The sequence below is a fragment of the Micromonospora sp. NPDC050200 genome, assembly GCF_040656135.1.
Classification (GTDB): Bacteria; Actinomycetota; Actinomycetes; order Mycobacteriales; family Micromonosporaceae; genus Micromonospora.
The window spans coordinates 1-20,651 of sequence record NZ_JBFALG010000047.1 but is presented as its reverse complement, the minus strand read 5'-3'; the positions used below and the strand labels follow the sequence as shown (position 1 = coordinate 20,651).

The window sequence follows — 20,651 nt, the reverse complement described above, 5'->3', positions numbered from 1 at the left end:
ATTGATCATCGCCCGCTGACGGTACTCCCAGCCAGTACTCAGCTGGAAGGGGCAGCAGGCGTGAGGCTCCTTACACCGGGGGTGTTTCCCGGCCGGCAACCCGTCCGTCACCGGCGGGCCAGTCCGAGCACCGTGGCGGTGGCCAGCCCCCACCCGGCGGCCACCGCGAGCAGCACCCGCTCCAGGCCACCCACCAGGCTGCCCCGGCCCACCGCCAGCATCGCCAGCGCGATCGACCCGGCCAGCGGCAGCGCCACCGCCACGCCGAGGCGGGCCACCCGGCGCAGGCCCGGCGGCCCGTGCCCGGAGACGGCGATCACCAGCATCGCGAGGACGGTGGACACCATCGCCGCGATGCTCGCCCCGCCGTGCACCAGGTCCGCCACGGTGGGCCGCTCGAACGGCGGCAGCGGGCAGCCGGCGCTGCACGTCACCGCGCCGGAGAGCAGGGTGAACAGTGCGCCCGTGGCCAGCAGCGCCGCGGCGATCCGCAGCCCCGCCGGCAGCGCGGTGGCGAGCAGCAGCAGCGCCGCGGCCAGGGCGAAGACCCCGATCCGGTACGTCGGGGCGTACCCGCTGTCGGCGATGCCGGCCTCGCTGACGTACCCGGTCAGGCCCGGACCGGGACCGGCGACCACGGCGACGGTCACCGCTGCCGTGCCGGCGAGCACGCAGCCGGCGGCGGCGGACGCGGCGGCGACCCGGGCGGGGCTGACGGCCCGGTCCGGCTCAGCCACGCCCGTGCGGCGTGGTCCAGCCGCGCAGGTCCGGGCCGAGCGGCACGATCCGGGTCGGATTGATCATCTCGTGGGTGGCGTAGTAGTGCCGCTTGATGTGGTCGAAGTCGACCGTCTCCCCGAAGCCGGGCGTCTGGAACAGGTCCCGGGCGTACGCCCAGAGCACCGGCATCTCGGTCAGCTTCTGCCGGTTGCACTTGAAGTGCCCGTGGTACGCCACGTCGAAGCGGACCAGGGTGGTGAACAGCCGCACGTCCGCCTCGGTGATCTCCTCGCCCATCAGGTAGCGGCGCCCGGCCAGCCGCTCCGACAGCGCGTCCAGCCGGGCGAAGAGCGCGAGGTACGCCTCGTCGTACGCCTCCTGGGAGGTGGCGAAGCCGCACCGGTAGACGCCGTTGTTGACGTCCCGGTGGATCTCGGCCATCAGCGCGTCCATCTCCGGGCGCAGCTCGACCGGATAGAGGTCGGGCGCGTCGGGCTTGTGGAACCGCCGCCACTCGGTCGAGAAGTCCAGGGTGAGCTGCGGATAGTCGTTGGTGACCACCCGCCCGGTGAGCGTGTCGACCAGCGCCGGCACGGTCACCCGCCCGGTGTAGTCCGGGTCGGTGGCGAGGTACGCCTCGGAGAGGAAGCCGATGCCCAGCACCGGGTCGAAGCCGTCCTGGTCGAGGCTGAACCGCCAGCCCCGCTCGTCCCGGATCGGGTCGACCGTGCCCAGCGAGATGACGTCAGCCAGGCCGAGCAGGTTGCGGACGATCCGCGCCCGGTGCGCCCACGGGCAGGCCCGGCACCAGATGAGCCGGTACCGGCCGGCCTCCAGCGGCCAGCGGTCCTGGTCGTCCGGGCCGCCACCCTCGGGCGAGGTGGAGTGCGGGGTGACCCGACCGGTGAACCGGTTGGGCTGGCGGACGAACTGCCCTCCGCCGGCGGTCTCTGCGCTGAACTGGGCCCGGGCCATGCCGTCAACCTATCCGGTCGGCGCGCGGATATCCTGGCGCTCGGGCGTCCCCGTGACCCGGGCGGCGCCACCACCGAGCCCCTTCCCACCCCCGAAGGACAGCGCCGATGACCGTGGCATACCTCGTGGCCGGAGTCCGCACCCCGATCGGCCGGTACGCCGGCGCCCTCGCCGGGGTACGCCCCGACGACCTCGCCGCCCACGTGATCCGCGAGCTGGTCGCCCGCCACCCGTCGGTGGACTGGGCCCGCACCGACGACGTGATGCTGGGCTGCGCCAACCAGGCCGGCGAGGACAACCGCAACGTGGCCCGGATGGCGGCGCTGCTGGCGGGGCTGCCCGAGGAGGTTCCGGGCAGCACCGTCAACCGGCTCTGCGGCTCCGGCCTGGACGCGCTGGCCACCGCCGCCCGGTCCATCGTGGCCGGCGAGGCCGACCTGGTGGTCGCCGGCGGCGTGGAGAGCATGAGCCGCGCGCCCTTCGTCATGCCGAAGGCGGCGACGCCGTTCTCCCGCACCGCCGAGGTGTACGACACCACCCTCGGCTGGCGGCTGGTCAACCCGCTGATGAAGGCCGGCTGGGGCATCGACTCGATGCCGGAGACGGCGGAGAACGTGGCCGCCGAGTTCGGTGTCGACCGGGCCGCGCAGGACGAGTTCGCGCTGCGCTCCCAGCAGCGGGCCGCCAAGGCGCAGGCCGACGGCCGGTTCGCCGAGGAGATCGTGCCGGTGACCGTGCCGGCCGGGCGGCGCGAGACGAAGCTGGTCGAGGTCGACGAGCATCCCCGGGAGACCACGCTGGAGAAGCTCGCCGCGCTGCCCACCCCGTTCCGCGAGGGCGGCACGGTGACCGCCGGCAACTCCTCCGGCGTCAACGACGGCGCGGTGGCGCTGCTGGTGGCCTCCGAGGCCGCGGTCGCCCGGTACGGGCTGACCCCCCTCGCCCGGATCGGCGGGGCCGCCGCGGCCGGCGTACCGCCGCGGATCATGGGGATCGGGCCGGTGCCGGCCACCCGCCGGCTGCTCGACCGCCTCGGGGTGGGCCTCGGCGAGGTCGACGTGGTGGAGCTGAACGAGGCGTTCGCCGCGCAGGGCGTCGCGGTGCTGCGCGAGCTGGGCCTGCCTGAGGACGCCGAGCACGTCAACCCCAACGGCGGCGCGATCGCGCTCGGCCACCCGCTCGGCGCCAGCGGCGCCCGGCTGGCGCTGACCGCCGCGCTGGAGCTGCGCCGCCGGGGCGGCCGGCGGGCCCTGGCCACCATGTGCGTCGGCGTCGGCCAGGGCATCTCGCTGATGCTGGAGTCCGCCGCCTGACGGGCCGCGCCGCCGCCGGACGGTCCGCCGGTCCACCCACGATTGTGGATCTCCCGTGGCGTTGCGTACGCGCATAGAGTGGTCAGGACCACACGATTCGCGGGTCGGCCGGTGTCGCGTCCGCGCCCCGCGCGCGCCGGACGCCGGTGCCGTCCCGCGCCGCAGCGACGAACTGGGGCGAAGCGATGCAGATGCCGGACGGACTTCCCGCCGAGATAGACCTGAGCCGGCCGAGCGCGGCCCGGGTCTACGACTACTTCCTCGGCGGCGCGCACAACTTCGAGATCGACCGGCAGTTGGCCGAGCAGATCGCCAGCATGACCCCCAACCTCGCGGCCACCATGCGTTCCGGGCGGGCGTTCCTGCGCCGGGCCGTCCGGGTGCTGCTCGACGCCGGCATCGACCAGTTCCTCGACATCGGCTCGGGCATCCCCACCGTCGGCAACGTGCACGAGGTGGCGCAGGCGGCCAACCCGCAGGCGCGGATCGTGTACGTCGACATCGACCCGGTGGCGGTGGCGCACAGCCGGGAGCTGCTGGCCGGCAACGACCGGGCCACCGCGATCCGCGCCGACCTGCGGGAGCCGAAGCTGATCCTGGACGAGGCCCGGGCCAGCGGCCTGATCGACTTCAGCCGCCCGATGGGCATCCTGCTCGCCGGGGTGGTGCACTTCGTCCCCGATGTGGACCGTCCGACCGACATCCTCGCCGTCCTGCGGGCCGCCGCGGTGCCCGGCAGTTTCCTGGTCATCTCCCACTCCACCTTCGAGGACCAGCCGCAGGAGATGCTCGACGCGCAGCGGCTGTCGGCGCGTACCGCCACCGAGATCACGCTGCGCTCCCGGGCCGAGGTCACCGGCTTCTTCGGCGACTGGACGATCCTGGAGCCGGGCGTGGTGCACATGCCGCTGTGGCGGCCCGACTCGCCCTCCGACGTGGACGAGCACCCCGAGCGGTTCGGCGCGTTCGGCGGCCTCGCCCGGTACGACCGGCCCACCGGCTGAGCCCGACATGGCCGCCGTCCCGGATCCCGGCGGGGACGACCTGGACCGCCCTGGCGCCCACCGGTACGCCGCCGAGTGGGCCCGGGCGGTGCGCCGGCTCGGTTTCGTGCCGCTGAGCGCGGACGAGACCGAGCGGCTGCTGCTCGTGCACACCGTACGGCTGGGCCAGGCCGTGCTGGCCGGGGAGTTCGCCGCCACCCCGGCGGAGGACGTGGGCCGGGGGCTGGTGGAGGCGCACCTCACCGAGCCCCGGATCCTGGACTGGTCGGTGCACGCCCTCGGTGACCGGTTCCTGGCGCAGGTGCTGCCGGTCCGGGCCCACCGCGCCGACGCCGCCGACCGGGTGGCGGCGTTGCAGGGGGCGCTCGCGGCCGGGTTCGCCCGCGCCCTGCGCAACCGGACCCTCAGCCAGCAGGAACGCATCGCGCGTTCGGCCTGGCAGGCCCGGGACGCGGTGGAGCGGGCGCTGCGCGACAGCGAGGCCCGCTTCCGCGCGGTCTTCACCGGCGCGGCGATCGGCATCGGCATCGCCGGTGTCGACGGGCAGATCATCGAGGTCAACCAGTCCTTCGCCGACATGCTCGGCTACCGCACCGACGAGCTGCGGCAGCTCAACGTGGCGTCGCTGTTCCACGCCGACGACGCCGTTGGCCTGTGGGAGCTGTACCAGGAGCTGATCGAAGGCAGGCAGGACCACGCCCGGGTGGAGAAGCGCTACCACCGCAAGGACGGCACGGTCGTCTGGACCGAGCTGGCGGTCTCGCTGATCCGGCACGACGACGGCCGCCCCCGGTTCACCGTGGCCATGATCGAGGACATCACCGAGCGGTACGAACTCCAGCAGCGGCTGCGCTTCCAGGCCCTGCACGACCCGCTGACCGGCCTGCCCAACCGGACGCTGTTCTTCGAGACCCTGGGCCGGTGCTTCGACGTCGCCGGCCCGGAGCAGCGGATCGGCGTCTGCTTCCTGGACCTGGACGGCTTCAAGGCGGTCAACGACAGCCTCGGCCACGACCTCGGCGATCGGCTGCTGATCACCATCGCCCGCCGGCTGGCCGACTGCGTGTCCGGGCAGGGCCACCTGGTCGCCCGGATGGGCGGCGACGAGTTCGTCATCCTGGTCGACGGCGGCGAGGGGCTCGACGACGCCGTCGGCGTCGCCGAGCTGGCCCTGGCGGCGGTGGCCGCCCCGGTGCTGGTCGGCGACCAGCAGCTCGCGGTCTCCGCCAGCGTCGGCGTGGTGGAGTGCCCGGCCGCGGAGACCAGCGCCGCCGAGCTGATGAAGGCCGCCGACACCACCCTCTACTGGGCGAAGGCGGAGGGCCGGGGCCGCTGGGCGGTGTACGACCCGGAGCGCAGTGCCGCCGACATCGCCCGGTCGGCGCTCGCCGCCGGCCTGCCGGCCGCCCTGGACCGGGGCGAGTTCGTGGTCCACTACCAGCCGATCGTCTCGCTGCTGGACGGACAGATGCTGGCGGTGGAGGCGCTGGTCCGCTGGCGGCACCCGGAGCTGGGCCTGATCGGGCCGGACCGGTTCATCGGGCTGGCCGAGGAGACCGGCCTGATCGTCCGCCTCGGCGAGTGGGTGCTGGGGCAGGCCTGCCGGGACGCCCGGGCCTGGCACCGCGAGTTCCCGGCGCAGCGGCTGGTGGTGAGCGTCAACCTGGCCGCCCGGCAGGCCGACGAGCCGACGATCGTCGACACCGTGGCGACCGCGTTGAGCCGGACGGGCCTGCCGGCGGAGCTGCTGCAGCTGGAGCTGACCGAGAGCGCGGTGATGGGCACCGCCGGGGAGCCGCTGCGGTCGCTGCGTCGGCTCGCCGCGCTGGGCGTCCGGCTGGCCATCGACGACTTCGGCACCGGGTACTCCAACCTGGCGTACCTGCGGCGGCTGCCGATCCACTGCCTGAAGCTGGCCGGCCCGTTCGTCGAGGGCATCCGGGCCGACGCCCCGGACGCCCCGGTCGACCACCGGGACGAGCGCATCGTGGACGCGCTCGTGCGGCTGGCGCACGCGCTGGAGCTGTCGGTGACCGCCGAGGCGGTGGAGACCGGCGTCCAGGCCGAACGGCTGCGGGCGCTGCGGTGCGACACCGGGCAGGGGTGCTGGTTCGGCCCGCCGATGCCCGCGGACGAGATAACCGCCCGACTGCGGGGAGAGGCGGCGGCGTGAGCGTTCCGGTGGCGGTCCGGCGCGAGCCGGGTGGGCCGTACCCCGGTGATGGGTCGGCCCGGGGGCGACGGGCGGAGGTGGCGGCGTGGGCCTGACGGACTCGCAGGCGGCGGTGTCGGTGGTGGCGGCGCTGGCCATCCTGGCCGGGCTGGCCGGTGTGGTGGTGCCCGGGCTGCCGGCGCTGCCGCTCTGCTGGGGCGGAGTGCTGGTCTGGGCGCTCTTCGGCGGGGCGGGGCCCGGCCGGTGGGCGGTGCTCGCCGCGGCCACCGTGGTCGTCGCCGGTGGCACGGTGGTCAAGTACCTCTGGCCAGGACGGAACCTGAAGCGGACCGGCGTGCCCACCTCGTCCCTGCTCGCCGGCGGCCTGCTCGGGCTGGTGGGGTTCTTCGTGATCCCGGTGGTGGGGCTGGTGCTCGGCTTCGTCGGCGGGGTGTTCGGCGCCGAGCGGCTGCGGCTCGGGGACAACCGCCTGGCCTGGCCCGCGACGGTGCAGGCGCTGAAGGCGGCCGGGCTGTCCATGCTGGTGGAGTTCCTGGCCGGCTTGGCCGTCGCCGCCCTCTGGGTTGCCGGCCTGCTGTTCGCCTGAGTCAGCGGCCGGTCCGGGCGGAGGCAGTGCCCTCGGCGTGAGCCGGCGACAGCAGGGCATCCTTGCGGACGGTGACGGAGGGCCGTCTGCCCCGGTGCGCTCGCCCGGCGGCAGACAAGTACACGCGGGAGCCGTCGGGCCGGTCAGCCAGATGGCCGGAGCGAGCTGAACCGTACGCCGGTGGCCTGTTCGGACAGCTCCCACAGGCGGCGGCAGTGGTCCGGGTCGGTCGCGGCCGCGGACAGTTTCCCCGGCGCGGGGTGGCCGCGCAGCTCGGCCGGCCCGCCGGGGGCGACGAGCTGGCCCGACCGCGCCGTGGGGTCGGTGGCGGCGAACAGCTGCGGCCAGGCGCCGCGGTCGACCGGCTGGGCGAGCAGGGGGTTGCCGATCCGGCCCAGCAGTATCCGCCAGATCGGGGTGGTGGCGCTGGTCTGCAGGTTCGTGGCGGTGTAGCCGGGGTGGGCGAGGATGCTACGTAGTGGGCTGGCCGTGGCGCTGAGCCGGCGGTGCAGCTCGCAGCCGAAGATCGCGTTGGCCAGCTTGGACGTGTTGTAGAAGCCCATCGGGGAGTAGCCCTGCTCGCCGGTCGGGTCGGCGAAGGGCAGCTTCGCCTGCCGGTGGTTGACCGAGGTGACCGTGACCACCCGCGGGTCGCGGCCGGCCAGCAACAGCTCGAGCAGGAGGCCGGTGAGGGCGAAGTGCCCGAGGTGGTTGGTGGCGAACTGCACCTCGTGTCCCTGCGGACTGAGGGTGCGCGGCGGGGCCATCACCCCAGCGTTGTTGATCAGTACGTCCACCCGGCGATGCTCGGCGTGCATCCGGCCGGCGAACTCCCGCACCGAGTCGAGGTCGGCCAGGTCGACCCGCCGTACCTCTAAATCGGCGCGGGCCGGGCGGCGGCGATGCCGGCAGCCGCACGGCGGCCCTTCTCCTCGTCGCGGACGGCCAGCACCACGCGCGCGCCGCGGGCGGCGAGCGCCCGGGTGGTGACCAGGCCGAGTCCGCTCGTGGCTCCGGTGACGACGAAGGTACGGCCGTTCAGGTCGGGAATCCGTTCCGCGGTCCAGCCATCAGCAGGTGACCGTCGACGACATCGTCGCGGCCGCCGGCATGTCACGACGCACCTTCAACCGCTACTTCGCGTCGAAGGAGGACGTGGTCGTCCGGTTCCTGGCCGACATGGGCGCGGACATCGTCACCGAACTCGCCGCTCGGCCACGCGCCGAGCCACCGTCGGTCGCGTTGCGCCACGCCGTCTGGGTGCCGCTCGCCGCCTGCACCGACCACGCCGACCACGCCGAGCGAGCCCGAATCGTGGCCCGTTTGATCCTGGACACCCCCGCCCTGCAGGCCCGCTGGCTGGAACGCCAGATCCAGTGGCGCGCCGGGCTGACCGTCGAACTAGCCGCGCGCCGTAGCCTCGACCCGGACACCGACCCCTACCCGCGAATGGCCGCCGGGATGGCCCTGCTGGCGTTCGACACCGTGCTTCAGCAGTGGCGGCCGGGAGACGACGAGCAGCGCCTCGCCGAGCTGACCGACCGGGCGTTCGCCGTCGTGGCCCCAGCCCTCGACGCGCCTACCGGGTCGCACGGCGCCGGCTGAGCAGCACCTGACCGACAGCCCGCCACGGAGGCACGCTCGCCGGAAACCGTGCCGCCGGAATCGAGATCCCCGGGTCCGGCGCCGACCGTTCCCACATCCGGCTCTGCTGTCGCCTGCACGAACCAGCGATCGACGATCTCGCGATGCACGGTGACAAGCGTGGCCTGCTCGCCGGGCGTTGCGCTCGGATCGCGGCATGATGTCAGGTGCGCGAAGGTGGGCCGACAATGGGCACGAGCGCGCACGGGGTCGGGTGGGGCGCATGGGCCGTGGGGGCGGTGTTCGTCGTCCGTGCGGTCAGGCAGCGCTTGCGGGCGCCGGTGGCGACAGGGAGGGGTGTGTGGACACGAGGGAGGATCCGGACGCGTCGGTCGTCGTGGCGGGCCTAGGGCCGGTTGGTGGTGTGCTGGCGGCGCTGCTGGGCGCGCGGGGAGTTCCGACGGTGGTGGTCGAGCCCAACGAGCGGCCGTATCCGAAGCCGCGGGCCGCCGTGCTCGATGTCGAGGGGATCCGGGTCTTGGCCACCCTGCCTGGCATGCCGCCGCTGGAGCGATGGGCGACGCCGCTGGCCCGCAACGGTGCAGTCGGTCCGGATCATCAGCCGCTGTTCATGATCGAACACACGGCGCGGGCGTTCGGCCATCCGCAGATCGTCCGCATTGACCAGCCCGCGCTGGAGGCAGGGCTGCGTACGGTCATTGCCGGCACCGGCTGCGTTGATGTATTGGCCGGGCGCAGCGTGCGTACCGTGGAACCGGACGGCGAACGCGTCACCGCGGTGCTCGATGATGGACGGCGGCTGACCGCGCGGTGGCTGGTGGGCTGCGACGGTTCCGCCAGCGCTGTCCGCGCCGCTGCCGGCATCGGTTTTCCTGGTGACACGTTCGCACAGCCCTGGCTGGTCGTCGATGCCGCGACGCGGCCCGGGGCCAGCGGCATTCGCGGCGTGGGCGGCGCCACGGACGGCGTCGCGACCGTCGCCTTCGTGCTCGACCCCGCGCGTCCCGCCGTGGCCATGTCCGAGCGTGACCGGTGGCGGTGGGAGTGGATGGTGCTGCCCGGCGAGGACCCGGCGACCATGACCACGCCTGAGGTGGTGCGGTCGCTGGTCGCTGCCTGGGTGGATCCCGCAGCACTGGAGATCCAGCGGGCGGCCGTGTTCACTTTCCATGCCAGGATGGCCGACCGGTGGCGCGCCGGGCGGATTCTGCTCGCCGGTGACGCCGCCCACACCATCCCGCCGTTCGCCGGCCTCGGTCTCGGCATGGGAATCCGCGACGCTGTCGCCCTGGCCTGGCGCCTCGCCGATGTCATCGGCGGTGTCAGCGGTCCCGACCTGCTCGACGGCTACGAGCGCGAACGCCGGCCCGATGTCGGACGTACCACTGCGCTGGCATTGCGCATCGGCCGGCTGGTGCAGACCCGCAACCGCGCGGCATCACGGCTGATCCGCGGGCTGGTCCGCACGGCGGCCGCAGTGCCCGGGCTGCGCCCGCGCCTGGGTGGTCGACCCTTGCCACCGCGACGGCTTCCGCGCAGCCTCGCCGGACCGCTGCCCGAGGCTGGTCATGTCCTGCCCAACCCGCGCGTCAGCGTCGCGGGCGGCGCACCCGTCCGGCTCGACGAGGTCATCGGCTACCGGTGGGCGTACATCGGACACCGATGCGACCCCCGCGCCGTCACCGACACGATCCCCCAAGACGCGGTCGTCCTGGCCCTGCAACACCCGGACCTGGCACCCGGCTGCCTGCCAATCAGCGACCTCGACGGGCTCCTCAACGGCATTCCCGGCACCGTCACCGCAGTACGCCCGGACCGTTTCCTTCGCGGAATCCTGCGATGAGTGACTGCCGCAACGGGTTGACTGCCCCGGCAAGACGTGCGCCGGGTTCCCCCTGCCGGCCCCTCGCCGTGGCAGCATCGTCGGCTCGCCACATCAGTCGGTCAGACGTGGGTCCCCTCGAACGCCTTGAGCAGCGACTCGGCGCCCTCCTTGTCCAACGCCGGGGTCCTTGACCAGCAGCCCTTGCCCTCGCCGCCGATCGACAGCGTCACCGAGGTCATGGCGGCACGCTTGACGTCCACGACCGACAGCAGCGGCCGGGGGATGTTACCGAGGACCTTTGCGGTGGGGCGGCTGGTCAGCCAGTGCGGCTCGAGCAGCAGCAGCTGGCTCGTCAGCAGCATTTAGTAGGCCTGGCGGGGTTCCCGGGGGACGGCGTTCGCGCTGGCTCTGGAGTTGGCCCACGAGTTCGACGGGACAGCGCGGGTCTTCGAACTGCTCGGTGACCACGTCAGCGAGTGGCCCTGGAACTACGTTGGCGATCCCGTCACGGCATTCACGAGGTCCCGGGAGTGGGTGTACGAGAACTTGTCCTGACCTCGTCTGTCGGTCTCGGACAGGGCAAGTCCGGCTGTTGATCGTCGGGACCACTCGACCGAATCAAGATCACTTTCAGGCAGGAAGCATGCCTGAAGTGACAGCCGCGCAGAGGAGTCCGCGCGTTGTCCGCGGCATGAGCGGTCGGTTCGTTCTGAAAAGGCCGCCGTGAGCCCGACCGGCGACCGCCTCGGAGGTCCAGGCGTTGGCGCTTGCGTTCAAGTGCGCTTTAACACCGATCCTTGCTTGGGGCGCCTATCGGGCGGGAGAACCGCAAGCCCCGCAAATGCATGAAGGAGGATTTGACGTGGTACCCGAACCGCCGCGCACCCTGCAGCAACGTAAGCAGGACACCCTGGCCCGCCTTGACCACGACCTGGACGCATGGGTGGCCTCAGCGGACCGGGACGGCAACGCCTACCTGGTGCCGCTGTCCTTCCTCTGGGACGGCGCAGCGTTCATCTTGGCGACAGCCGAGTCCAGCCCGACCGGGCGAAACTTGCGTTCCTCAGGACGGGTACGGCTGTCGGTCGGCCCGACCCGCGACGTGGTGCTCGTCGACGGCACCGTCGAGACGTTCTCGCGCGAAACTGTGCCAGCCGATCTGGCCGACGCATTCGCCGCGAAACTCTGGGATGCGCGGGGAAGTAAGACCCGCTACGCGTACTTCCGCGTGACACCTCGACGGATACAGGCATGGCGGGAGGAGAACGAGCTCGCCGGCCGCGACCTGATGCGTGATGGCCGCTGGCTGGACTGACTGCTACTACCGGGTACGAACTCGTTCGCAGACAGCGGGCAGACAGCTTGAAGATTCACTACACGGTTCGCGCGCATGGCGGCAGAAGAGTGAGCCGCAGTACATGGCGGCGGCTGATCCTGCTCTTCGAACTGAGGGTGCGGCTGGCATCGAGGAAGTCCGCCGCCGGGTCAGGCGCGGGCGGCTGGTTCGGTGGGCTTCGTGGTGGGGCTGTCGCTCGGTCCGCCGTCGGCTGACTCGGTCTGGGCTGCGTCGGCGGCGCGGGCGGGGGCTACCGCCTTCAGCCGGCGGACGTCCCGGCTGGCCAGCATGCCGAGGACCGAGAGCACCACCAAGGTCGCCAGGATCAGCAGCGTGTCGCGGGTGCCGATCGCCGCGGCGACCGGTCCGACCGCGATCTGGCCGAGTGGGATGGCGACCCATGACCCCAACATGTCGTAGGAGTAGACGCGGGCCAGTCGGTCGGCCGGGATGTGCTGCGCGATCGACGTGTCCCAGGCCACCGCGAACTGTTCGACGGCGATGCCGACCGCCACTCCGGCCGACAACAGCACGACGATGGTGGGTGCCAGGGCCAGCCCCAACAGCAGGAACGACTCGGCGAACATGCAGGCCACCCCGAGCAGCAGTAGCCGGCGCACCCGGATCCGCAGGGCGATCAAGCCGCCCACGACCATTCCGGCGGTTTCCGCCGCCAACACCACGCCCCAGGCGCTACGGCCGATCGTCTCGTCCGCGACGGCCGGGCCGAGCACGTTCACACCGCCAGCGAGGGCCGCGTTGAGGATCATGAAGCCGAGCACCACCACCCAGACCCAGGTCCGCGCGGTGAATTCCGTCCAGCCCTCCCGGAGGTCGGCGACGATGCTCGTGCGGGTGCTCTTCGCCGGCGAGGCAGCGACCCGGACTCCGGTAAACGCGACAGCCGCGACAGCGAAGGTGAGCGCGTCGATGGCGAGGCCCCACCCGGGCCCGACGGCGGCCACCAGGAGGCCGCCGAGCGCAGCGCCACCGATCATGGCCGCGTTGATGCCGAGCCGGATGATTGCGTTGGCCGGCTGGATCAGCTCCGGCGGCACGGTCTGCGGCGTCGCGGCGGCCGAGGCTGGCTGGGACAGGGCGCTCACGATGCCGTTGGCCGCACCGAGCGCCAGCAGCAGCGGGATCGTCGCCGTGCCGGTGAGCACCAGGGCGGCCACCGCCGCCTGGGTCAGCGCACCCAGCACATTGGAGCCGACCAGCACCAGCCGGCGCGGAATCCGGTCTGCCACCACCCCGCCGAAGAGCACGAACAGCACGGCCATCAGCGATCTCGCGCCGACCACCAGGCCCAGGTCGCGCACCGAGCCGGTCAGATCGAGCACGGCGAAGGCCAGCGCGATGGGAGCGACACCGTTGCCCAGCATGTTGACCAGCCGGCCAGCAGCCAGGTATCGGAACGCGCCATACCGCAGCGGAGCCAGCATCAGTCCTCCATCCGGAACAGGACAACGATCAACGTGGAGCAGCTCGAGGACGCCAAGCCGATCGGCCCCCACGACGCCCTCGTGGCTGAGGTGCCCGAGCCCGCAGGGTGGAACGGCGGCGGTGGCTCACGCGCGGGTGGTGCAAGGGACACCCGTGATGATCGGCTTTCAGTGCGCTTCGGTCGAGCCATTCTCTCAAGAGCAGAAAAGGCGGTGCGGCAGACGACCACGGATGGGCTGCGGAACCGAGCTCGTGGATACCCGATGACGTCAAGCGCACCACATTCGACCGAGATGCCAAGGTCGCTCACCGCGGTTCAGGCGCTATCCCTGCGGCTGCTCGTGATTTGTGCCATCTGCTGGGCGTCGGCAGCCGACTTCGGCGCACTCATCTCGGCATGAAGCGGGCGATCCAACTGGATCTGGCAGACCTGGATCCGGTAGTTGCTGCGCTGGAGGGTGTGTCCTGGCGAGTAGCAACCGTGTCACCGGCTTCTACCCGGTCGGGCAGGTTGTCGTACCGGACGCGCCGGTTCGGCCGGACGGGTTCTACGGGGTGAGCAAGGTTGCCGTCGAAGCACTCGGGCGTCTGTACGCTGACAGGTTCGGGCTGTCGGTGGTGTGCCTACGGATCGGCAGTTTTGAGGACGAGCCGACCGAGGCCCGACATCTGGCAACGTGGTTGAGTCTGCGCGACGGCGTCGGCTTCATCCGTGCGGCTATCACGGCGTCTGACGTTCACTTCGTGGCCGCCTATGCCGTTTCGGCCAACACCCGCAGGTTCTGGGATACCGGCGCCGGGGCACAGCTCGGCTATCTGCCAGTAGACGACGCGGAAAGTTGTGCCGCGAAGGCGCCCGGTTCGGACGTCCCAATCGACGCCGCCGCCTCGCAGGGCGGGGCCTACGCCAGTATTGAATACTCCCTGCGGCACGTCGTAGCGCCCCCTCCGCCCTGCTGAAGGACGGGCATCTGTCCAACCGGCAACATCCGCTCTTCGGCAGATCCGGCCGGTCGGCGAGACCGCGAGACTCGCGGCAGATGTGCGCGTTGGTATGGGCTGCGGACGGTCGGCCTACCGAAGTCGGTCCGGGTGGTCACCGCGTGAGTGACGTCAGCATTTCCCGCAGCCAGGCGATCTCGGTGCGGCTGGTGGCGGTGGCGATGCGGAACAGTCCTCGGCGGAAGGGGTCGTCGGGAAAGTCGTCGGCGCGCAGTGGTCGGTCGCCGTCCCAGAAGAAGCTCGCCGGCTGGGTGAGGAAACTGAGCCGGCGGTGCAGCACGGCTCCTTGGGCTGCTGGGTCGTCGAGATGGTGCAGGAAGGCCAGCAGCGTGAACCAGCGGTTCTCGTCGGTGATGAACAGCTCGTCGGGTGTGCGGAGCTGACGCAGCAACTCCGCGTGTCCGGCCGGGCTCAGGATCAGCACGTGCCGTGGTGCCGCCACCTGGCCAGCCTGCACGTCGCGACGCAGCAAGTCCGCACGTTCCATGCGTTTGATCGTCGGGTACAGCGTCCCGTCTGCGATCGGCCGGACGTGGCCGGTGAGTGCAGCCACGCGTTTGCGCAGCTCGTACCCGTGCAGCGGGGTGTCGGCCAGGAAGCCCATTATCGCGAACTCCAACACCGTGCTAGCTTACCTCGACAACGTGATACCTCGAACACGAGGTATCGGTCAGGAGGTAAGTGATGCGCGGCGCCCAGGTGCGGCCAGATGGCACGGCGATCCGCTGGGTGGAACTCCCCGGCGCCGAACCCACTCGGGTCTACCTGCACGGGCTCGGTCGGGTGAGCTGACAGCCGCCCCGTCGACGTTCCATGTCCTGACCGTGAATACCCGGTCCGGGAAGCTGCTCAGTTCTCGCCGGCGGTGATCAGGCCGGTCTCATAGGCGCAGATCACCGCCTGGGCGCGGTCTCGGAGGCCGAGTTTGGTCAACACGTTACTGACGTGGGTCTTCACGGTGTGCTCGCTCACTACCAGGGTCTCGGCGATCTCCGCGTTGGACAGGCCTCGACCCAGCAGGTGCAGGGTCTCCCGCTCGCGGGCGGTGAGCACGTCGAGGCGGGCGTCGGGCGCGTCGGCCAGTCGGGGCGCACCGGTCCGGTGGCGCGCACCTGGTTGATGATCATGCTCATGCCGTAATTGTCGGTGGCCAGAAAGCCGGCTCCGAGGTCGATCGAGAACTGGGCGATCAGCGCCAGCGCGCCGAGGGTGCCGGCCGTGGCGCTCACCGTCGCCAGGACCCGGCCGCCGACCATGCGCCGCATCTGCCAGAACGCAGAGATGAACGCGATGAGCGCACCGAGGAACGCGAGGTGCCCGATGGTCCAGGCCGGGCCGGGGCCACGAGTGCCGTCCAGGCCGTCGATGAGACGGATTATCCCATAGCCCATGACCAGGACGGGAGCGGCGATAAAGGCAGGACGGAACTGCATGGCGGTGTCTCCTTGGGGTGCTTCCGTCGTGTGTTCGACGTGATTGAGCCTGCCGTTTCGCCGCCTCGAAGAGATCGCCCCGCCGGGCGATCTTGCCAGCACCCGGCGCCTCCCCCGCACGGATTAGCGCCTCCCTCGCGCGGGCGAGACACCCGTTCCTGGGACCGGGGACCGCAGGAGCGCCGCACGCGAGCAGCGTGCGTCACGGCATCGGTAGCAAGCCGACCCGCACCGGAGCCGCGCAGCGGCGAGGAACGGAAGTGGCGCGGTGTGCGCCACGAGGCGCTGGCGGCCTGTCGTAGCAGGCCGCTGTCGCGGCCGCTCGGCAGGCGTACGGCGGGCCGGTCGACGTGGCCGAGCCGGGCGTCGTGGTCACGGTGCCGTAGCCGGGCCGGCTACCGCGGGAACTGGGTTGCCTGGTCCCCATACCTGCGGCAGCCTTCGCAAGGTGATCGAAACCCGGGTGCTCAACGAGGGCGATTGGAAGATCTGGAGGGAACTGCGGCTCGCCGCGCTGGTAGAAGCGGCGTACGCCTTCGGCTCCCAACTGGCGGACTGGCAGGGTGACGGCGACCGTGAGGAACGCTGGCGCGGGCGGCTGGCCATCCCCGGCTCGTACAACGTGGTGGCGATGCTCGACGGGCAGCCCGTCGGGATGGCCAGCGGGGTGCCGACCGATCTGGACGGCGTCATCGAGCTGATCTCGATGTACGTAACGCCGGTAGGACGGGGCCGGGGCGTGGGCGACCACCTCGTGCGGGCGGTCGAGAAGTGGGCCCGGCAGGTGGGCGCGGGGACGCTGCGGCTGGCCGTGGTGGAGGGCAACAAGAACGCCTGGGCGCTCTACCAGCGCAACGGCTTCCGCGACACGGGTGAGCCCGGCGACCTCATGCCCGACGGCCTGCGTCGGGAGCACATCATGGCCAAGAGCCTCATTCCTTAGCGGTCCGACCCTCGATCGGGGGTGCGCCGCCACCGGATACCACGACTTCCGGCGGGCAACCGTATCGCGGCAGATGCGGACGCGCGACCGGGCGGTCTCGTCGGACTCACGTGTCTGGACGTGACGTGAGTCCGTGACCGTCGAGGATGAGGAGCGCAGTTCGTAGCGATGAGGCCGCCCTGTCTTCCCGATCACCGACAAGCTGCTCGAGGTCACGTCGGGATACAGCTTCGAGCAGCTCCCGAAGCCGGTCCGTTACGTCGGCATCGCGATACACCGACCACCAATGAGCCGCATCGACCAAGTCGACGACAGCTGATGCATCGTTGGCCAGCCACTCCCGCGCAGCAGCAAGCGTGTGCTCGCCGGCCACGATCAACGCCTCACTCACGACCGCCAGATCGCTGCTGCTTCTCCCCGAAACCACCAAAGCATGCACGAACATTTCCCACCGTCGGCGGCCGATCGCCTCAGCAAACGACCACCCGCCGAGGAACGCCAAGGCGGCGGCCGCCGCCCGCCCGACACGCCCGCCGGGCGGTTCCGCCAATCGCTTCAAAACAGCCGGGTCGGCTCGTAGCAGGGCACGCTCAAGATCGGCTCCCGGGTCGAGGCCGACCTCGAGCCACACCCACTCAGCCACCGCGATCAGGTCGAACACCGCCCCGTCACGCGTCGGGGCCTCCTCAGCGAGTAGATGTAGTCCGCTGAACGAGCCAGCCTGCATCGACAAGCCGACCAGAGCCCAGCGAGCTGTCTCGTCCGACGGATTCCGGCTGACACATCTGCCGGCGAAATCTTCCACCTTGTACCGCGTAGCGTGATGGTTAGTGCCAGACCAGAACTCGTCGCTCCTGGACAGCGACTCCAGACGCGACCACATGCTCCGTAGCGCCCGATTGACCTGGTCGATGAGCGCGTCGTCCTCGAACACACCACCTGCGCGCTCCAAGCTACCGATAGGTGAACGGTGCTCACCGCTGCTCACCCCAGTGATTGTCGCAGTATCCGGATCTCGGCACGTCCGTGCACGACCCGCGCCGGCCCGCCATGACTCTGTGTAGCGCGCTGATCGCGGCAGAAGAGGATGCCGTCGGTGTGCGGTCCAGGCCGACGGCCTGTGCAATCCCGACGACACACAGAGGCCGATTGTGCTTGCTGATGTGGAGGGACGAGTTACCGATCCTTGCTGTGACGCTGTGCTTGCCGTCGCCCGTCCTCGAATGCCGTAACCGTCGCCGCGTTGATTGCATCGACCTGCGACACGCCTTCGGTGTCAAGGCACTCGGGTCGACGGGGATCCGCAACGCGTGGGCGGGCTCTGCGCAACTTCTTCACGACGTCGAAGAGCTGATTCGTGTCACGCGGCACGTAGCGGGACCTCCGCCCGCACCAACAAGATCCACCTCATGCTCGTCTATGCAACGTAGCCGACGCCCGACCAGCGGCATGATCGGACGTTCGCGGTGATGCCCGTCGCGCGAGCGGTACTCATCCCAGGCCGAGCGACCTTTCGAGCCCGTCGAGAATGAGGTCGAGCCCGAACCGGAACTCGTCGCCGAAGTCGTAGCCGGGCTGCATGTAGTACGAGGTCGCCATCTCGACGAGATGCGGGTACTCTCCCGCGGCCATCACCTCCATGATCGGTTCCGCCACTTCGCCGACGCTCTCTGGGCCCTCGAACGGGAGGGCGGCCTCTTGAAGTGCGAAGCCGTAGACGTAGCTGTCGATCAGCGCGTAGGCGTGCGCCGTCATCTCGGCCGAGAACCCGGCTTCGCGCAGGGTGGCGATGACGGTGTCGTGGTGGCGCAGATTGGCAGGCCCCGGGCTGCTCCTCGACTCCAGCAGACCGATGGCCCAGCGGTGTCGCGCTAGGACCTGGCGGGCCGAGTGAGCTCGCCTCCGCAGCTCGGACCGCCAGTCACGGCCAGAAACCGGAAGCTCGATCTCGCCGAAGACGATGTCGACGAGCGCGTCGAGGATTTCGTCCTTGTTGGCGACGTGGTGGTAGACCGACATCGGCTTGACGCCGAGCTCTTTGGCGAGGGAGCGGATCGTGAGCGACCCCAAACCGCCGGAGTCGGCTACCGACAGCGCGCCCTGTAGGACGCGCTCGCGGGTCAGCCGCGCTCGCCGCCGGCCGCCCTCGCTGACTGGCTCAGACATTCATATTCCTTGTCCGTTCGTGCTAGGGGCACCTTCGTACAAAGTACGTTAGCGTATTCGTACTAAGTACGGATCTCCAAGCTGGCTTCTGGAGGGGACCACTATGACGACCCCGACCCCGACCACGGCGACGCCGACGACGATGAGGGCGGTCATCCAGGACCGCTACGGCAGCTCGGAGGTCCTGCGGCTGGCCCGAGTCGCCCGTCCTGTGATCGCAGACCACGAGGTGCTCGTGCGGGTGCGCGCGGCCGGTCTCGACCGCGGCACGGAGCACCTGATGACGGGCAAGCCCTATGTGATGCGGCTCGGCTTCGGGCTGCGGAGACCGAAGAACCCGGTGTCCGGCCGTGACGTGGCCGGCACGGTAGCGAGGGTCGGCTCGCAGGTGACACGGTTCGCGGTCGGAGACGAGGTGTACGGGATCGCTCCCGGGTCCTTCGCCGAGTACGCCGTCGCGCGGGAGGACAAGCTCGCCCGGAAGCCGGTGAACCTGTCCTTCGCCCAGGCTGCGGTCGTTCCCGTGTCGGCCGGCACGGCGCTGCAGGCGCTCCTCGACGTCGGGAGGGTGCAGGCAGGTCAGTCCGTGCTGATTCTCGGCGCATCCGGCGGCGTCGGGACCTACGCGGTACAGCTGGCGAGGGCATTCGGGGCGGAAGTCACCGGAGTGTGCAGCACTTCGAAGCTCGACCTGGTGACTTCCCTCGGTGCCGACCGCGTCATCGACTACACCCGCGAAAACTTTGCCGACGGCAGTCGTCGCTACGACCTGATCCTCGACATCGGAGGAAGCCCGTCGGTGAGGCGGCTGCGGCGAGCACTCGAACCACGAGGGACGGCCGTCTTCGTCGGTGGTGAGAACGGCGGAAGCCTGACCGGCATGGGCAGGCAGCTGCGCGGAGCGCTGGCCTCACCATTCCTGCGGCAGCGTCTGGCGCTGTTCATGGCCAAGGAGCGCGCCACCGACCTTGAGCGGCTCACCGAGCTGATCGAGGCTGGCAAGGTCATCCCGAGCATGGACCGCAGCTACCCGCTCGACGAGGCGCCCAACGCCATGCGGCTGCTCGAGAGGGGCCAGGTCCGCGGCAAGGTCGCGATCACCGTCTAACCCCCCGGGCACCTCACCGACAAGACGATCTCCCACCACCCGTCCACACCGCCTGAGAGAAGCAACCCATGACCGCGACAACCAGTGGCCCGCCGTTGCCCGACCAGCACGCCGCTGTTGCACCGCCCGCCGCTGCAGGCTCGGCAAGCGACACCGGCACGACTTACGGACGCCTGATCGGGTCACTCTTCCTGGCAGGGTTCGTCACGTATGGAGTTGGCTTCGCCCTGGTCAGCTCCGTGGTGGACACGCCCGACTTAGTCATCAGCGTCTCCGCTCACCAGGCCACCCTGGTCCTCGGCGCCTGCCTCATGCTGTTGAACACCGCCGTCGACATCGGCAAGGCCGTCTTGTTCTTCCCAATCCTGGAGAAGCACAGCAAGCGGACCGCCCTGACCTATCTGTCCGCGATGGTCTTCGAGGTCGCCCTGCTGGCAGTCGGCGCCCTCTGTCTCCTCTCGCTCATCCCGTTGTCAGAGCAGCTCGATGCAGGGCAGGTCAGCACAGAGCTAGCCCGGACCCTGGGCTCGCTCGCGGTGGACTCCAACACGATGGCGTACCAGATTGGCCAGGCGGGGCTCGCGTTCGGAGCGTTCTTCCTGTGCGTCCTGCTCTACCGAACCCGCCTGGTTCCCCGGTTTCTGGCGGCGTGGGGCGCGGTCGGGTACGTGATCCACTTCACGGGCGCCGTCGCCGAGATCTTCGGCAGCCACGTCAGCCTGGTCCTCCTCATCCCCGACGCGCTGTTTGAGCTGACGTTCGGCGTCTGGCTTCTGGTCAAGGGCGTCCGCACCCAGCCGCATGCCCAGGGTTCGTGACGGCATGGGGCTGACCGACAGGGGTCCGATGGCCGGCAGGACGGTGCTGATCACCGGCGCAACCCGAGGCATCGGCAAAGCGACCGCCCTGGGCCTGGCCCGTCTAAGGCGTGTTTCAAAAGGTGTGGTTGCCGGTGAAGGTCACGGCGTGGCGGTGATCGATAACTGAAGAGGTCTCCGGTAGATGGTTCAGCGACC

The 20,651-nt window shown here is 70.7% G+C and carries 22 protein-coding genes and 1 pseudogene; 12 read left to right on the top strand and 11 right to left on the bottom strand.

Going from position 1 to position 20,651, the window contains the following annotated elements; genetic code table 11:
- Window positions 1-107 precede the first annotated feature (107 nt).
- Both AB0I41_RS25840 and AB0I41_RS25835 read right to left on the bottom strand, forming a co-directional pair.
- A complete protein-coding gene (locus tag AB0I41_RS25840; protein WP_357112529.1) occupies window positions 108-737 on the bottom strand; it encodes a DUF998 domain-containing protein in 630 nt (209 codons plus the stop codon).
- The gene (locus AB0I41_RS25835; protein WP_357112526.1) at window positions 730-1,695 is read right to left on the bottom strand and encodes a glutathione S-transferase C-terminal domain-containing protein; all 966 of its coding nucleotides are present in this window, start codon (window positions 1,693-1,695) and stop codon (window positions 730-732) included. Before AB0I41_RS25835 ends, AB0I41_RS25840 begins: the two co-directional genes overlap by 8 nt.
- A 107-nt stretch (window positions 1,696-1,802) precedes the next feature.
- On the opposite strand from AB0I41_RS25835, the gene pcaF reads away from it, so the two are divergent.
- The 4 genes from pcaF (at window position 1,803) to AB0I41_RS25815 (ending at window position 6,771) form a co-directional block, all read left to right on the top strand.
- The gene (pcaF, locus tag AB0I41_RS25830; RefSeq protein ID WP_357112524.1) at window positions 1,803-3,008 is read left to right on the top strand and encodes a 3-oxoadipyl-CoA thiolase; all 1,206 of its coding nucleotides are present in this window, start codon (window positions 1,803-1,805) and stop codon (window positions 3,006-3,008) included.
- A 185-nt stretch (window positions 3,009-3,193) separates the two neighbouring features.
- The gene (locus AB0I41_RS25825) at window positions 3,194-4,012 is read left to right on the top strand and encodes an SAM-dependent methyltransferase (protein ID WP_357112521.1); all 819 of its coding nucleotides are present in this window, start codon (window positions 3,194-3,196) and stop codon (window positions 4,010-4,012) included.
- Window positions 4,013-4,019: 7 nt separating this feature from the next.
- Window positions 4,020-6,185, top strand: a complete 2,166-nt coding sequence (locus AB0I41_RS25820) for an EAL domain-containing protein (protein ID WP_357112519.1) — start codon at window positions 4,020-4,022, stop codon at window positions 6,183-6,185.
- An 85-nt stretch (window positions 6,186-6,270) separates the two neighbouring features.
- Complete coding sequence (locus AB0I41_RS25815) at window positions 6,271-6,771, top strand: DUF456 domain-containing protein (RefSeq protein ID WP_357112516.1); 501 nt, start codon at window positions 6,271-6,273, stop codon at window positions 6,769-6,771.
- A 143-nt stretch (window positions 6,772-6,914) separates the two neighbouring features.
- Here AB0I41_RS25815 and AB0I41_RS25810 read toward each other — a convergent pair whose 3' ends face one another.
- Both AB0I41_RS25810 and AB0I41_RS25805 read right to left on the bottom strand, forming a co-directional pair.
- Window positions 6,915-7,610: an SDR family NAD(P)-dependent oxidoreductase gene (locus tag AB0I41_RS25810; RefSeq protein ID WP_357112513.1), complete on the bottom strand. Its 696-nt coding sequence runs from the start codon at window positions 7,608-7,610 to the stop codon at window positions 6,915-6,917.
- Window positions 7,611-7,645: 35 nt separating this feature from the next.
- Window positions 7,646-7,888, bottom strand: a complete 243-nt coding sequence (locus tag AB0I41_RS25805; RefSeq protein WP_357112510.1) for an SDR family NAD(P)-dependent oxidoreductase — start codon at window positions 7,886-7,888, stop codon at window positions 7,646-7,648.
- On the opposite strand from AB0I41_RS25805, the gene AB0I41_RS25800 reads away from it, so the two are divergent.
- Both AB0I41_RS25800 and AB0I41_RS25795 read left to right on the top strand, forming a co-directional pair.
- Complete coding sequence (locus AB0I41_RS25800; RefSeq protein WP_357112508.1) at window positions 7,849-8,376, top strand: TetR family transcriptional regulator; 528 nt, start codon at window positions 7,849-7,851, stop codon at window positions 8,374-8,376. The two genes, AB0I41_RS25805 and AB0I41_RS25800, sit on opposite strands and share 40 nt — an antisense overlap.
- A gap of 340 nt (window positions 8,377-8,716) precedes the next feature.
- The gene (locus AB0I41_RS25795; protein ID WP_357112506.1) at window positions 8,717-10,219 is read left to right on the top strand and encodes an FAD-dependent monooxygenase; all 1,503 of its coding nucleotides are present in this window, start codon (window positions 8,717-8,719) and stop codon (window positions 10,217-10,219) included.
- A 101-nt stretch (window positions 10,220-10,320) separates the two neighbouring features.
- Here the strand turns inward: AB0I41_RS25795 and AB0I41_RS25790 are convergent, their stop codons facing one another.
- A complete protein-coding gene (locus tag AB0I41_RS25790; RefSeq protein ID WP_357112504.1) occupies window positions 10,321-10,563 on the bottom strand; it encodes a hypothetical protein in 243 nt (80 codons plus the stop codon).
- 500 nt (window positions 10,564-11,063) lie between these two features.
- Between AB0I41_RS25790 and AB0I41_RS25785 the strand changes: the two genes are divergently transcribed.
- Window positions 11,064-11,516 carry a pyridoxamine 5'-phosphate oxidase family protein gene (locus tag AB0I41_RS25785; RefSeq protein ID WP_357112501.1) on the top strand — a complete coding sequence of 151 codons (453 nt, stop codon included), beginning with the start codon at window positions 11,064-11,066 and terminating at the stop codon, window positions 11,514-11,516.
- Window positions 11,517-11,686: 170 nt separating this feature from the next.
- Here the strand turns inward: AB0I41_RS25785 and AB0I41_RS25780 are convergent, their stop codons facing one another.
- Window positions 11,687-12,982, bottom strand: coding sequence for an MFS transporter (locus tag AB0I41_RS25780; RefSeq protein ID WP_357112499.1), 1,296 nt, complete (start codon window positions 12,980-12,982; stop codon window positions 11,687-11,689).
- 556 nt (window positions 12,983-13,538) lie between these two features.
- Here AB0I41_RS25780 and AB0I41_RS25775 point away from each other — a divergent pair.
- Window positions 13,539-13,943, top strand: coding sequence for a hypothetical protein (locus tag AB0I41_RS25775; protein ID WP_357112496.1), 405 nt, complete (start codon window positions 13,539-13,541; stop codon window positions 13,941-13,943).
- 136 nt (window positions 13,944-14,079) lie between these two features.
- Here AB0I41_RS25775 and AB0I41_RS25770 read toward each other — a convergent pair whose 3' ends face one another.
- The 3 genes and pseudogenes from AB0I41_RS25770 to AB0I41_RS25760 all read right to left on the bottom strand — a co-directional run bounded on the left by AB0I41_RS25770 (window position 14,080) and on the right by AB0I41_RS25760 (window position 15,418).
- Complete coding sequence (locus AB0I41_RS25770) at window positions 14,080-14,589, bottom strand: PadR family transcriptional regulator (protein WP_357112493.1); 510 nt, start codon at window positions 14,587-14,589, stop codon at window positions 14,080-14,082.
- Window positions 14,590-14,834: 245 nt separating this feature from the next.
- Window positions 14,835-15,050, bottom strand: a pseudogene (locus tag AB0I41_RS25765) (LuxR C-terminal-related transcriptional regulator); the annotation flags it as partial.
- Window positions 14,957-15,418 carry a hypothetical protein gene (locus tag AB0I41_RS25760; protein WP_357112490.1) on the bottom strand — a complete coding sequence of 154 codons (462 nt, stop codon included), beginning with the start codon at window positions 15,416-15,418 and terminating at the stop codon, window positions 14,957-14,959. The gene AB0I41_RS25760 and the pseudogene AB0I41_RS25765, both read right to left, overlap by 94 nt.
- A gap of 448 nt (window positions 15,419-15,866) precedes the next feature.
- Between AB0I41_RS25760 and AB0I41_RS25755 the strand changes: the two genes are divergently transcribed.
- A complete protein-coding gene (locus AB0I41_RS25755; RefSeq protein ID WP_357112487.1) occupies window positions 15,867-16,361 on the top strand; it encodes a GNAT family N-acetyltransferase in 495 nt (164 codons plus the stop codon).
- A 106-nt stretch (window positions 16,362-16,467) separates the two neighbouring features.
- On the opposite strand, the gene AB0I41_RS25750 is transcribed toward AB0I41_RS25755, so the two are convergent.
- Both AB0I41_RS25750 and AB0I41_RS25745 read right to left on the bottom strand, forming a co-directional pair.
- Complete coding sequence (locus AB0I41_RS25750) at window positions 16,468-17,349, bottom strand: hypothetical protein (protein ID WP_357112484.1); 882 nt, start codon at window positions 17,347-17,349, stop codon at window positions 16,468-16,470.
- A gap of 503 nt (window positions 17,350-17,852) precedes the next feature.
- A complete protein-coding gene (locus AB0I41_RS25745; protein ID WP_357112481.1) occupies window positions 17,853-18,527 on the bottom strand; it encodes a TetR/AcrR family transcriptional regulator in 675 nt (224 codons plus the stop codon).
- A gap of 142 nt (window positions 18,528-18,669) precedes the next feature.
- Between AB0I41_RS25745 and AB0I41_RS25740 the strand changes: the two genes are divergently transcribed.
- The 3 genes from AB0I41_RS25740 (at window position 18,670) to AB0I41_RS25730 (ending at window position 20,622) form a co-directional block, all read left to right on the top strand.
- Window positions 18,670-19,635, top strand: a complete 966-nt coding sequence (locus AB0I41_RS25740; RefSeq protein WP_357112586.1) for an NAD(P)-dependent alcohol dehydrogenase — start codon at window positions 18,670-18,672, stop codon at window positions 19,633-19,635.
- Between the two features lie 68 nt (window positions 19,636-19,703).
- Complete coding sequence (locus AB0I41_RS25735; RefSeq protein WP_357112478.1) at window positions 19,704-20,453, top strand: DUF4386 domain-containing protein; 750 nt, start codon at window positions 19,704-19,706, stop codon at window positions 20,451-20,453.
- A 4-nt stretch (window positions 20,454-20,457) separates the two neighbouring features.
- Entirely contained in the window at window positions 20,458-20,622 is a 165-nt protein-coding gene (locus AB0I41_RS25730) for a hypothetical protein (protein WP_357112475.1), read from the top strand.
- Window positions 20,623-20,651 lie beyond the last annotated feature (29 nt).

Bases quoted from the DNA above. Each gene is read 5' to 3' on its own strand.
- AB0I41_RS25835 (WP_357112526.1), bottom strand. From the start codon at position 1,695: ATGGCCCGGGCCCAGTTCAGCGCAGAGACCGCCGGCGGAGGGCAGTTC.
- pcaF (WP_357112524.1), top strand. From the start codon at position 1,803: ATGACCGTGGCATACCTCGTGGCCGGAGTCCGCACCCCGATCGGCCGG.
- AB0I41_RS25825 (WP_357112521.1), top strand. From the start codon at position 3,194: ATGCAGATGCCGGACGGACTTCCCGCCGAGATAGACCTGAGCCGGCCG.
- AB0I41_RS25820 (WP_357112519.1), top strand. From the start codon at position 4,020: ATGGCCGCCGTCCCGGATCCCGGCGGGGACGACCTGGACCGCCCTGGC.
- AB0I41_RS25790 (WP_357112504.1), bottom strand. From the start codon at position 10,563: ATGCTGCTGACGAGCCAGCTGCTGCTGCTCGAGCCGCACTGGCTGACC.
- AB0I41_RS25780 (WP_357112499.1), bottom strand. From the start codon at position 12,982: ATGCTGGCTCCGCTGCGGTATGGCGCGTTCCGATACCTGGCTGCTGGC.
- AB0I41_RS25770 (WP_357112493.1), bottom strand. From the start codon at position 14,589: ATGGGCTTCCTGGCCGACACCCCGCTGCACGGGTACGAGCTGCGCAAA.
- AB0I41_RS25760 (WP_357112490.1), bottom strand. From the start codon at position 15,418: ATGCAGTTCCGTCCTGCCTTTATCGCCGCTCCCGTCCTGGTCATGGGC.
- AB0I41_RS25745 (WP_357112481.1), bottom strand. From the start codon at position 18,527: ATGTCTGAGCCAGTCAGCGAGGGCGGCCGGCGGCGAGCGCGGCTGACC.
- AB0I41_RS25740 (WP_357112586.1), top strand. From the start codon at position 18,670: ATGAGGGCGGTCATCCAGGACCGCTACGGCAGCTCGGAGGTCCTGCGG.
- AB0I41_RS25735 (WP_357112478.1), top strand. From the start codon at position 19,704: ATGACCGCGACAACCAGTGGCCCGCCGTTGCCCGACCAGCACGCCGCT.
- AB0I41_RS25730 (WP_357112475.1), top strand. From the start codon at position 20,458: ATGGGGCTGACCGACAGGGGTCCGATGGCCGGCAGGACGGTGCTGATC.